Origin of the sequence: Pedobacter planticolens, from assembly GCF_014172375.1 — a bacterium.
GTDB classification, from domain to species: Bacteria; Bacteroidota; Bacteroidia; order Sphingobacteriales; family Sphingobacteriaceae; genus Pedobacter; species Pedobacter planticolens.
In genome coordinates this window covers 551,788-565,468 of record NZ_WNXD01000002.1, presented here as the reverse complement: position 1 = coordinate 565,468, position 13,681 = coordinate 551,788, and the positions used below count along the sequence as shown (strand labels likewise).

Sequence of the window (13,681 nt, the reverse complement as noted above, 5' to 3'; positions counted from 1 at the left end):
AAAAACATTTATCATATTTACTTAACAATTGTAATTCTGCGTATTAATGCGTGTTTAGCAAGAGTCAAACAATCAACAAAACAAAACTTATTTATTAACCAAATTCATGTTTATGAAAAAAAAACTACTCATGCTGTTTTTGGGCTCGTTTTTGTTCGCTATACAGGTTATGGCACAACAAATAACGGTTACTGGTAAAGTGACTTCTGCAGAAGATGGATTGCCCATTCCAGGTGCTTCTGTAAAAATTAAAGGCACTCTTACCGCGGTACAAACAAGTCCTACTGGTTTGTATTCAATTAAAACGAAAGCTGGAGATGTACTTCAGTTTATTTATCTTGGCATGACCACCAAAGAGCAAACTGTAGGTACAGCAACTGCAATCAATGTGGTTTTAAGCCCTGATTCTAAAGTGCTAAATGAAGTGGTAGTAACCGCTTTTGGTATCGAAAGAGATAAGCGATCTTTAGCTTATGATGCACAAACGGTTAAAGGAACCGACTTAGCGCAAACGCAACGAGAAAATTTTATTAATGGTTTGCAGGGTCGTGTAGCAGGTGTTACCATTACGCCTACTAACGGTACGCCAGGCGCTTCATCTTCTATAATTATTCGTGGTGCAGTATCTTTAGATGGCGATAACCAACCATTATTTGTTGTAGATGGTTTGCCTATTTCTAACAATACTTTTAGTGAGTATAATTTAGTTGGACAAGGTACTTTTAATAGAAACAACGATTACGGAAATAGAGGTATGGATATTAATCCTGAAGAGATTGAGTCTGTAACTATATTAAAAGGCCCTGAAGCAGCAGCTTTATATGGTACTCAAGGCGCTTCAGGTGCCGTAATTATTACTACCAAAAAAGCTAAAGCAGGCGCCGCAAGGGTAAGTTATAGTAATTCATTTACTTCTCAAACCCCTTATCGTTTTCCTGATGTGCAGACTGTATATGGTGGTGGTGCTGGTGGTATTTTTGATGAAGAAATTCGTACAAGAACGTTTTTTGGATCGAAATACCCTGAGAAATATAAAATTTATGATAATCTAGGTAGTTTTTATCAAACAGGTTGGACACAAAGACACAATGCATCTGTTGAAGGTGGTTCAGAAGCACTTTCTGTTAGAACAGGCTTAAGTTATGTTAACCAAACTGGTGTAATAGATGGTACAGATTATACTACTTTAAATGCTAAAGTTTCAGGTACTGCTAAAATCAGTTCTAAAATAAGCATGAATGCTTCTATAAATTTTATTAACTCAAAAACCAATAAAACTTATAAGGGGGTAGGTAGCCCAATGCTGAGTGTATTAACATGGCCAGTGGTTGATGATATTAGAAATCGTTATACAGCTACTGGTGATAGAAGAACAATTACTGGAAGCTTAAGCGGCGAGCTTGATAATCCACTTTGGGGTATGGAAAACAATCCTAACTGGGATAAGGTAAGTAGGGTTTTGTCAAACATAGGTTTTAGTTATAAACCTACAACTTGGTTAAGTTTTCAAGGTACAGCAGGCGCTGATATTTACTCAATGCAGGGTTTAGGTGCCTATCATCCACAATCTTATAATGCTAACGTTACTGGTGTTTATGCTGGTGGAGGTATTAATACATTTACTGATAACTTTAAGTTATTCAACGCATCATTAGTTGGTATTGTTAAAAAAACCTATGGCAAATTTAAACCAGTATTACGTATTGGTTATGATGTTTCTGATAAAACAGAAGATGTAACCGCTCAGTATGGTAGCAAATTTTATCAAACTAATTTTTACAGCTTAAATAACACAGATCCTACAACGCAACGAGTTGCTTATGCTAACCCAATTATTCGTAAAATGGGTGTGTTTGGTCAAGCAGAGGTGGGTTATGATGATATGTTATATCTAACTTTAACGGGTAGACAAGATTTTACATCTACATTACCTATTGAAAGATATGCGTTTTTCTATCCAAGTACATCTTTAAGTTTTATATTCTCTGAGTTGCCAGTATTTAAGAAAATAAGCTGGTTATCGGAAGGTAAATTAAGGGGTTCTTGGGCACAAACTGGTAAAGATCCACGAAATGCTTATATCACAAAAACTAAGTTGGTTCCTCAAACTACAACAGGTGGTGGATTTGCAGTGGATGTAACCTTAGGTAATCCGGATTTACGTGCTGAGTTTACCACTTCAACTGATGTAGGTATCGATTTAAGTTTCTTAAAAAATAGATTATCTGCTAGCTTCTCTTACTATAAATTAGTAAGTGATGGACAAATATCTGCTCCACGTTTAAGCTATGCAACAGGTGCTATTTTGGAAAATATTAATAGCGGAAAGGTTGTTAACCAAGGTTTTGAATTGACTTTAAAAGGTTCACCAATTAGAAAGAGCAATTTCTCATGGGATATTATTGCCAACATTACTCGTGCTAGAGGTAAATTAACTGCATTGCCAGGCGATCAAACTACTTTCTATGTATCTGATACTTGGTTATTTGATAACGTTAGAAGACAATATTTTGTTGGAAGTTCAATCTCTGCCCTTGCAAGTTTAGATTATTTGAGAAATAACAATGGAGAAATTTTAATTAACCCTGTTAATGGTATGCCAATTAAAGATACCAACTGGACTCAGATTGGTGACACAGCACCAGATTTTGGTATTGGTTTAACAAACAGCTTTACTTACAAGAACTTCAATTTATCTTTCCTGTTTGATATACGTAAAGGAGGAGATATTTATAATGCTACAGAACTATATCTTTATGCAAGAGGTATGTCTAAAACTAGTTTAGATAGGGAAGAGCCTAGAATTATAAAAGGTGTTTTAAGAGATGGTTTAGAAAATAGTGGTACACCAACTCCAAATAATATTGTAGTTATTCCTTACATCACTACATCTTATTATTCTACCTACTATAATACAAGAGATTTCATAGAAAAAGATATCAATTGGATTAGGTTAAAGGATGTTACTCTAGGCTATACTTTACCAAAAACACTTTTTGCTAATAGTAAAACCTTTAAAAGCGCCTCTGTTTTCGTAACAGGAACAGACTTATGGTTGTTAACAAATTACTCAGGTGTTGATCCTTCTGTTAATGGCTTGAGCGCGGCATCTGGTGGTACTGGTGGTACTGGTATTGATTTTGGATCATCTGGCCAACCAAGAAGTTTTAGTTTTGGTTTAAGAGTTGGATTTTAATTATGAAAACGATGAAAAAATTATATATTGTATTAATTGCATTTGCAATAACATTTTCTGGTTGTAAAAAGTATTTCGATATAAATACTGACCCTGCAACGCCGCAAAACCCAGAAAGTAAAACATTAACCCCACCACTGTTTGCGCAAATGGAGCGTGGTGTACAATTTGACTCAAGATATTTAGGTGGATTGATTCAATATTTTGGTGGAGCGGTAAATGTTGGCGAACAACACGGTTGGATTCAGATCAGTGATGCCATGGGAGAAATTTGGCGTACTAATTATTATGGTTTAGGAGCAAACCTAAATTTAATTATAAGCGATAGCGAAGGTAAACAAGAATGGAATTATGTAGGTATGGCCCAAGCTTTAAAAGCTTGGGGATGGCAAATTACTACAGATTACCATGGTGATATTATCTTAAAACAAGCTTACGAGCCAAACCGTTATGTGTTTGATTACGATCCTCAATCAGATGTATATGCTGAGGTAGTTCGTTTGGCTAATGAATCGATTAAAAACTTTAGCAGAACTGATGGTGCTGGAACTGTTGCTAAATTATCTAGTCCAGATTTAGCTTATCAAGGTGATCCTGCTAAATGGATTAAATTTAATTATGGTTTATTGGCAAGAAATGCAAGTAACTTAATCAACAAATCAACTTACAATCCCACAAAAATTATTGAATATTGCGATAAATCATTAGCATCAAATGCTGATAACTTTATAGTGCCAAATAATGGTAGTAATTCTGCTGATGCAAATTTCTTTGGTCCACTAAGACAAAATATGGGGGCGTATCGCCAAACAAATATAATTGTTGGGTTGTTAGATGGAACCTATTTTACTGGCACTTCTGGTTTAGTTATTGATCCTCGTAGAGATAATATGATAACTGCATCTGCTGATGGGGTATTTAGAGGAACTCTACCTTATAGAGCTGATGCAGGAACAGTTGCGGCTAAAAATCAAATCCCTAATCTTTGGGGCGTATTAGGTGGTGCTAATCCTGGTGCTGGTTTAGGTAAATATATCTATAAAGATAAAGCTGGCTTTCCAATCATGACTTCCACTGAAATTCAATTCATTAAAGCTGAGGCTGCGTTTAGAAATAGTGACCCAACACTTGCTTACACAGCGTATCTAAAAGGCATCTCTGAAAGTATAGATTTTGTAAGTAGCCAAGGTGTGGCAATTACACCAGCTGCTAAAACTGCTTATTTAACAAGTGCTGCTGTAAAACAAAGTGCAGCAACATTAACTTTGAGAGATATAATGCTACAAAAATACCTAGCATTATATGGTTACGGTTTTGTAGAAACTTGGAGTGATTTACGTAAATATAATTACATCACTGGAGATTCAAAAGGTAACAATCCTTATGTAAACGTATATGTATTCCCTACCACGTTTTATTCTGATAATGGAGGTAAACCTGCGCAACGCTACCGCCCTAGATATAACTCTGAATATATTTGGAATGTGGCCGCCCTTGCAAAAATTGGCGCTGATAAAATTGATTATCACACTATACCAATGTGGTTCGCTCAGCCTTAACCTTTTAAATTGAAATAGAAATGAAAAAAATATTATATTTTATAGCAGTATGCACAGTATTACTTGCAGCATGCAAAAAAAATGAAGGTACTGTTGAAAACACAGAATACGAAAAGGTCGCCCCTGGAGACCCCAAGTATTCATACCTTAAATTCTTGAATTTAACCCCAGGTAGCCCAGTAGCTAACTTTTATGTAGATGGTTTAAAGTTTTCGTCGGCACTGTCTTCTACAGGTGTAGAAAATGCAGGCTATGCGTATAACGGATTGTATCCAGATTTGGGTTACGCAATCACAGCGCCAGGTTCGCATAAAGTAACAGCAAATATTATACCTTCTGCAACAGTAGATAAAAATTTAGAAGTATTAAATGCTACAATTACACCTGAGGCTGGTAAGTATTATACCATATTTACTACTGGACAATATAGTTCGACGAATAAATCTATTGGACCATTGTTGGTATTGGAAGATGTTAAGCCCGCTTTGGATACTTCAAAAATCTTTATTCGTATGGTTAATTTATATAATGGTAGCCCAAATTTAGATTTGGTAAAAACTGCGACAAGTACAAAAGTAGCATCAAACGTTGCCTATGGTACAGCATCAGCTTTCGCTGAAATTCCAAGTCCTGGGCCAGGAGCTGCACCATCAAATGTTTTTGCTTTAAATAATACGGCTACCGGTTTGCCTTTATTAAGCAATATTACCATTGGCTTAACTAAAGGTAGGGCTTATACGTTTTATTTAAGAGGTGTTTTAGGTAGTACAACTTATCCTTTATCAGGAACCGTTTATACAACTTTCTATTAAGTTGTAAATATTTTATTACAAAACCAAGTCAGTGATGACTTGGTTTTTTTGTATCTTAACTTTTTAAATGAAAAAGATATTACTGGTTTTTTTTCTGGTATATTGTGTGAATAACCTTAAGGCTGAGGTGTTTACGGTTACTTCAAATGCTAATGATGGGTCTGGTAGTTTACGTGAGGCCATTAAGTCTGCCAATGCAAATCCAGTTGGCGGAATTGACTATATTGAATTTAATATACAAGGAAACTCCGTTCTTGATTTTACAATTGCTTTAGAAAGTGAACTTCCTATTCTCACTTCCAATATTGTTATAGATGCTACAACTCAACCTTCAATTGCTGGTTTAGTTTTACCTAATGCAAATATTAAAATCAATTTAATAAGAGTTGTAACAGCTTACTTTTCTGGTCTTAGGCTAGATAATGCTAAAAACATTGAGATTTATGGATTATCGTTTAGCAACTTCAAATCCGATCCAGCTGGATCAGTAGATGATAAGAAAGCAGGGATATTCCTTTTAAATACCAGTGATGTAATTATTGGCGCACCAGGTAAACCAAATTGTTTTAACAATAATTATGCGGGTATATTATCTCCTTATATTATCCCAAGAAATGATGTGGTGAATATTAAGATTTCTTCAAACATTATAGGTTTGGGAGAGAATGGCCTAAATGCTCAACCTAATGAAACGGGCATTGATTTAAGCTTTTTAAAAAATAGTATTATTGGTGGTGATACTCCAGAGGAGGGGAATTTAATAACCGCAAATACAATAAAAGGCATAGCCTTAGGTGGTGCAGATGGAGGCATTAAAATAGTAAATAATGTAATTGGGTTAGATAAAACTTTTATTAAAACAATAGCTTCACCGTCTGCGATAGGGATTTATGTTAATGGTGAATTATCTATTCCCATTATCTCTAAAAATATAATTTGCGCACAGAATATAGGAGTTGAAATGGATTATGTAAATGGAGGATTTATAATTTCAAATAATAAAATCGGAACGAGCGTAACAGGCAATGAGAGTTTTGGCAATACAACTGGAATTCATGTAAATTTTTGTAATAAGGGCATGATCGGGGGTAGCGTTGTTAATGATGGAAATTCAATAGCATATAATAAAACAGGGGTTTTAATAGAAATTGCATATCCTATATCTATGTTAAAGAATAGTTTTTATTGCAATAGCTTAGCGGCAGTTACCTATAAAAATCTGCCTGCGGGCAAATTTATAACGCAATCTCATATTACAAACTTATCTGCAACAGGCGCAAGTGGAACCTATTTACCTAATTCCATCATAGAATTATTTTATACAGATTCATGTCCAGATTGCCAAGGTAAAACATGGTTTGCTACAGTGCCAACAGATGCTAATGGTAATTGGGTTTACGATGGACCTATTACAGGAAAAGTTACAAGCATGGGTACAAATCCTGATGGCGCTACTTCAACTTTTTCTAAGCCCTTTATCGATAATACGAGCGCATCGATTGCGGGGGTAGTTTGTGGTGCAACAACAGGTAGCATTGAGGTTAATGTATTTGATTCGAGTGTGTTTGCATGGTATAATGTTAATAATCCGAATGTTGTTGTTAGTAATGAACGTAAGTTGACGAATGTTGGTGCAGGCACCTATTTCCTTAAAGCTGGACAAAACGGATTATGCGATCCGCCACAATCAGCTAATTTTACGATTGACGGCAATGCCAATGGAATAAACGATCTCCAAATAGACAAAAACCAAACCTATTGCGGATCATCAATGGGATATATTAAAAAAATAACTGTGGTAAACGATCTTCCCCGAACATGGTATAGAGTTGGTGGAGGTATAGTAAGTGATAAAAATGATTTGGAGAATGTACCAGCAGGGAAATATTATTTTACCATTGGAGATGGAGCTTGTAAAGTAACCTCTAACATTTATACTATTGAAAATATAATAATTACATATACTGCGAGGCCTAATCAAGTGCAAATTAAAAATGCAACCTGCGGGAATGACAATGGAAGCATTGCTATTTTGGGATATGAAAATCAAAAACCAGATAGTTTTAAATGGTTCGATGCGCAAAACAATGAGATTAGGGCTACAGAAAATCTTTTAGATGTTGCTCCAGGAAAGTATACCTTAATGGGTTATGGTATTAATGGATGTTCAAACAAGATAGGAGAATTTGAGATTTTCGAAGCACCGCTACCTATCATAAATTATGCTGCAATGCAACAGTATATAAATTGTGATGGAAAAGCGATAAGTACATCGGGCATTGCGATAAACGGAAGTACCAATCCTTACACTTATAAATGGTTAAATGAAGATGGGAATACGGTATCGAGCTTGCTTAATATAAGTGGCGTTGCTCCAGGGAAATATATACTCAAGGTAATAGATAAAAATGGATGTGAGGTAGATGGGCAACTTTTAGATTTTACCACACTACAATCGTCAGCTTTAGATATTCCAAATTCTATTACACCCAATGGAGATGGAGTGAATGATGTTTGGGAAATAAAAGGAACTCATAATTATCCAAACGGTGATTTTAGTATATACAATCGTAATGGAAATCGTGTGTTTTATTCTAAAGGCTATGCCAAGCCATTTAATGGAGTTTATAATGGCAGAATATTGCCTACAGGAGTTTATTATTATGTTATTGATTTAAAAACTAATTGTGGCATACAAAGTGGAAGTTTAACCATTTTGAGATAAATGAAATACAATACCTTAAAATTTTATACTTTTGTATCAAAGTATTTTAACAATGGCAAACTTTACACTTACTCCTGAAACCTGGGAAAGGGTTAAAATTAAATTCTTAAGAAAATACCGTGATTTAACTCAAGCAGATCTTTCTTTTTCGTCTGGTCAAGAAGATCAGTTAGTGCAAAAACTAATGACTTTGGTTAAAAGAGATCAAAAGTATATTGAATTTACAATTCGTAAAGCATTGGCCGATCCAACTGGCAACCGATTATAATATCTCGTTTTTAAATCATAACGCTTTTTTGTAAGTTTACTTTTACTAATAAAAGGGTAAATGAAGAAAGTTAAAATCGGTATCTTATTGTTTTCCATTGGCTTGTTATCGTTAACATTTGCCTTTAAAGAAGATTTATTTCTTGTATCTAAAAACTTAGATGTTTTTGCCTCGCTCTACAAAGAGATCAATATCAACTATGTAGAAGAAACAAACCCTACAGGTTTAATGCGCACTGGCATTGATGCGATGTTAGAAGGCCTTGATCCTTACACCGAGTATATTCCAGAATCTGAAATAGAAGATTATAAATTAAAGTATGTTAGCACGCAGTATGGTGGTATAGGTGCAGGAACCTTATTTATCGAAGGAAAACTTTTTGTTAACGAGGTAAGTGAAGGAAATCCAGCAAATAAACAAGGCATTAAACCAGGTGATCAGATTGTAAAGATTAATGGGATAGATACAAAAGGAAAAGATCGAGGTCAAATCAGTCAATTATTACGTGGGCCCAAAGGCTCTTCATTAAGTTTAGTTATTATAAGAGAGGGCGCCGTACTAAATAAAACTATTATTAGAGAAGAGATTAAACAACCAAACGTATCCTACTCAGGCATTTTAGATAATCAAATAGGCTATATCCGATTAGATAAATTTTTAGAAAACTCTGGTCAGGAAGTCGCGACTGCTTTAGAAAATATCAATAAAGAAAAACCCAAAGGTATTATATTGGATTTGCGCAATAATGGTGGAGGTATTTTACAAGAAGCTGTTAAAATTGTAAACCTGTTTGTAGATAAAAACATTTTAGTAGTTACTCAAAAAGGAAGAAATCCCGAAAAAACAATCGCATATAAAACTGTAAATCAACCTGTTTCTCCACAAGTCCCTTTAATTGTTTTAGTAAATGGTTCATCAGCCTCAGCGTCAGAAATTGTAGCAGGTGCATTACAAGATTTAGATAGAGCAATTATTATTGGCCAACGCAGTTATGGCAAAGGTCTGGTGCAGCAAACCTTTAATCTCCCATACAATAGTTTGGTTAAGGTAACAGTTGCGAAATATTATACGCCATCTGGGCGATGCATTCAGGCATTGGATTATTCACATAAAGACAAGAATGGCGAGGCTGAGAAATTTGCAGATTCTGTAATGAAAGCCTATGATACAAGGGCTGGTAGAACTGTGTATAATGGTAATGGAGTTTATCCAGATGTATTTGTAGAACCGACGAAATTTAGCCCCATCACTATTTCACTAATCAATAAAAATCTTTTGTTTGATTATGCCAACAGCTATAAAAAAACAAACAAAGAAATAACTAATGTTAAAACCTTTCAGCTAAGTGATGTAGATTATACTCAATTTGTTAACTCATTAGCCGATAAAGACTATAGTTACACTTCACGTACTGAGCGTTTATTATCTGATTTAAGAACAGAAGCAGAAAACGAAAATAAGCTCGTAGCAGTAAAGGCAGATTTAGAAGAATTGAAATCTAAAATGTTAAGCGCTAAAAAAACTGATTTAATAACACATAAAGCAGAAATTAAAAGAGTGCTAGAAACACAAATTATTAGTCGCTATTATTTCGAGAAAGGAAAAATTGAGCAAGCATTTCAATATGATAAAGAAATAGTGCAAGCCAAAACGTTGTTTAATAATCATTCACAAATGCTTGCTATTCTTAAAGGAGACGGAGCATTTAAAACAATTGGAAGCCCATTAAAATCCTTAACATCAGAGAATTAAAATCTTGATTAACTATGTTTTACGTTGTTTGCGATTTAATTTGAAATTCTCAAATTCTCAAATGTTACTCCTGAAAGTGTTAAAAAGTGTTAAAATTTAAACATCTAATTATCAGTTGGTTGTGTTTTAAATCAATTAATTTAATGCTTTAAAATTTTGATTCATATATACTTTTACTCATATTTAGGGATTAATTAACTATTAACTAACCTAAATTTATTAATTTATGAAAAAACTTGTACTAAGTTTATTCATCTTGCTTACTGTAACTGTAAGTGCGTTTGCTCAAGAACGTACAATATCAGGTACTGTAACATCAAGTGAAGACGGTCTCCCAATCCCTGGGGCATCCGTAAAAGTAAAAGAGGCTCCCGCTACTAGTGTAGCAACAGGAGCAGATGGCAAGTTCTCATTAAGAGTTCCTGCAAATGCAAAAACGTTATTAATTTCTTATTTAGGCTTTACTCAAGTAGAGCGAGCAATTCCTGCTAATGGTGTTGTAACTGTAAATCTAGTGCCTGATACTAAAACATTAAGCGAGGTTGTGGTTACATCAGCACTAGGTGTGGCTAGAACTCAAAGATCTTTGGGTACTGCACAACAAACTGTAAAAGCAGACGATTTAACTCAAACAAAACAACCTGACTTGAACTCTGCATTAGCTGGGAAAGTTGCTGGTGTTCAGATCTTGGGTGGATCGGGTGCTCGTTTCGGTACTGCTGCTATTCGCATTAGGGGTATTAGTAGTATAGATGGAGGTCGTGATCCTTTGTTCGTTGTTGACGGAATTGTTGTTCCATCAACTAGTATAAATATGGATGACGTTGAAGAGGTAACAGTTCTAAAAGGCCCAGCTGCAACATCATTATACGGTCAACGTGGTGATGCTGGTGTAGTAGTAGTTAAATCTAAAACGGCTAGTAAAAAAGGGTTTGGTATTGATGTAAATCACAGCACAACTTTTGAAAGCGTAGCAACTTTACCAGAATATCAAAATGAATATGGTGGTGGTGGTACTCAAGCATGGAATACATTTGTGTATAACGCTGCAACAGATGCGCCTGCTTTAGCTGCAATGAATGGCGCTAGATGGCACGATTTTCAAACAGATGAAAGTTGGGGTCCAAAATTTGATGGTCTACCTTATGCTCCTTTTTACTCATGGAATAAGTTTGATCCTCAATATGCTACACAAGTACCTTATGTTGCTCAGCCAAATAACATTAGAGATTTTTATGAAACTGGTATTGAAAACAACAGTAATATTGCTTTCTCTCAATCATCAGAAAAATTTAATGCTAGGGTTTCTTATACAAACATAAACCGTACAGGTGTATCGCCAAACACTAAAGCAGATCAAAATAGATTTAGTTTTAACGGTGAATTTAAACCAATCGCAAAATTAAAACTAACAGGTAACTTTAATTACAATGTAATTAATTATTTTAATCGCCCAGCTGAGGGTTATGGAACTCAAACAGCAGGATCTTTCAATCAATGGTTTCATAGAGATGTAAATATAGAGAAGCTAAAAGCTTACAAAAACCCAGATGGAACTTTCACTTCTTGGAATATTACGAACCCAAGAAACGCAGCGCCTAAGTATTGGGACAACCCTTATACTGAGGCTTATGAAAACACGGCTCTTAATAATAGCACAAGAGCATTTGGTTCAATAATGGCTTCGTATAATATATTGCCAGAACTAACTTTGGATTTTACTGCCAAAGGTACTTATGCAAGTGCTCGTGGCGAATCGAGAATTGCATCTAGAACATTAGTTTTAGAAAGATACGCTAATTCTCAGTCTCGCTCTAGAGAAAATAACTATGTGGTTGATTTAGGTTATAAAAAACAATTTGGTGATTTTAACTTTAGTGCATCTGCATACGGAGAATTGCGTGTAAATCGTGATGAAGACATCTCTGGTAATACTGTGGGTGGCTTTACAGTTCCTGATTACTATAATCTTGCAGCTTCTAAAGATAGACCGACCTTAAATAGCAATTTCTTTGACAAAAAAGTTAGAAGTGTTTATGGTTTTGTATCAACAAACTATAAAAATTACTTATTCTTAGATTTAAACATTCGTAACGACTGGTCTTCATCATTGCCAGACGCTAATAATTCTTATTTATACGGTGGTGCTTCATTAGCATTTGTGTTTACAGATTTGTTACCTAAAAATGATGTTTTAAGCTTTGGTAAAGTATCAACATCATTCGGACGTACTGGTTCTGATATTGGTGCATTAAATATTTATCAGACTTATAACTCTGCTGGATTTTGGGGAACAACTCCTGCATTAACAACACCAGACAGAATTCCTAATTTAAATTTAAAACCAGCGCTTTCTGATGCTGTAGAGGTAGGTGTAGATTTAAAGTTCCTTAAAAATAGATTATCATTTAGTGCTAACTATTATAACCGTAAATCTACAGATCAAATTATCTCTGTTACACTTCCTTCTACAACTGGTTTCACTTCTGCTTTAATTAATGCGGGTGAAATTACTTCAAAAGGATATGAATTTACACTTGGTGGCACACCAATTAAAACAAGTAGTTTTAGCTGGGATTTGAATGCGAATTTTGCAACTGCTAAAAACAAAATAGTTTCATTATATCCTGGATTGGATAATTTTGATTTTGGTTCATTCGGTTACACTGGTACTCCTAGAATCAGAGTTGAGCGTAGAGTTGGTCAAGCTTTTGGAGATATCGTTACTGGTGGGATTAAAAAGGATGCCGCAGGTAATCAGTTAATTGATGATGATGGTTTCCCTATTCTTGAAGAAGGTCATCATTTAGGTAGTTTTGTTCCTGATTTAACAGGTGGTTTAACATCTAACTTCAATTACAAAGGTTTTACTGCAGGATTTTCAATGGATTTCCAAATAGGTGGTAAATTATTCTCTGTAACAAAGGGTAATATGATGGGTTCTGGTTTATCGCCAGAAACTGCTGGTTTGAATGATAAAGGAAAACCTAAAAGAGATGCTGTATCAGCTGGTGGTGGTATCTTAATTCCAGGTGTTCGTGCATCTGATGGTAAACCAAATACAACGTATGTGGATCCTCAAGATTATTATGAAGGTTATATTCCTTATGCTTGGGAAGAACAAACATATAGAGCAACTTACTTTAAATTAAGAGAGGTATCTATAGGCTATAATTTGCCATCTAAACTAGTTTCTAGATTTAAAGCACAAAGAGCATCATTAACTTTAGTTGCCCGTAATCCATGGTTAATCTATACCGCAGTACCTGGTATTGATCCATCTGAGTCGGCTGGTAACTGGAATGAAGGTGGTCAGTTGCCTGGAACAAGAACAATAGGTCTTAATTTGAAAATCACATTCTAAATTTA

General features: G+C 34.9%; 7 protein-coding genes. All 7 read left to right on the top strand.

Annotation, left to right across the window (positions count from 1 at the left end; translation table 11 throughout):
* The first annotated feature begins 112 nt into the window (after window positions 1–112).
* The 7 genes from GM921_RS11100 (at window position 113) to GM921_RS11070 (ending at window position 13,676) form a co-directional block, all read left to right on the top strand.
* The gene (locus tag GM921_RS11100; protein WP_182922707.1) at window positions 113–3,196 is read left to right on the top strand and encodes a SusC/RagA family TonB-linked outer membrane protein; all 3,084 of its coding nucleotides are present in this window, start codon (window positions 113–115) and stop codon (window positions 3,194–3,196) included.
* 11 nt (window positions 3,197–3,207) lie between these two features.
* On the top strand, window positions 3,208–4,755 hold the full coding sequence (locus GM921_RS11095) for a SusD/RagB family nutrient-binding outer membrane lipoprotein (protein ID WP_182922706.1): 1,548 nt from the start codon (window positions 3,208–3,210) through the stop codon (window positions 4,753–4,755).
* Between the two features lie 20 nt (window positions 4,756–4,775).
* Complete coding sequence (locus tag GM921_RS11090; RefSeq protein WP_182922705.1) at window positions 4,776–5,567, top strand: DUF4397 domain-containing protein; 792 nt, start codon at window positions 4,776–4,778, stop codon at window positions 5,565–5,567.
* 67 nt (window positions 5,568–5,634) lie between these two features.
* The gene (locus GM921_RS11085; protein ID WP_182922704.1) at window positions 5,635–8,292 is read left to right on the top strand and encodes a gliding motility-associated C-terminal domain-containing protein; all 2,658 of its coding nucleotides are present in this window, start codon (window positions 5,635–5,637) and stop codon (window positions 8,290–8,292) included.
* A 52-nt stretch (window positions 8,293–8,344) separates the two neighbouring features.
* Window positions 8,345–8,560 (top strand): hypothetical protein, encoded by a 216-nt coding sequence (locus tag GM921_RS11080; RefSeq protein ID WP_182922703.1) that lies wholly within the window; start codon window positions 8,345–8,347, stop codon window positions 8,558–8,560.
* Window positions 8,561–8,620: 60 nt separating this feature from the next.
* Window positions 8,621–10,312 carry a S41 family peptidase gene (locus tag GM921_RS11075; protein ID WP_182922702.1) on the top strand — a complete coding sequence of 564 codons (1,692 nt, stop codon included), beginning with the start codon at window positions 8,621–8,623 and terminating at the stop codon, window positions 10,310–10,312.
* Between the two features lie 226 nt (window positions 10,313–10,538).
* Window positions 10,539–13,676 (top strand): SusC/RagA family TonB-linked outer membrane protein, encoded by a 3,138-nt coding sequence (locus GM921_RS11070; protein WP_182922701.1) that lies wholly within the window; start codon window positions 10,539–10,541, stop codon window positions 13,674–13,676.
* Window positions 13,677–13,681: the final 5 nt, after the last annotated feature.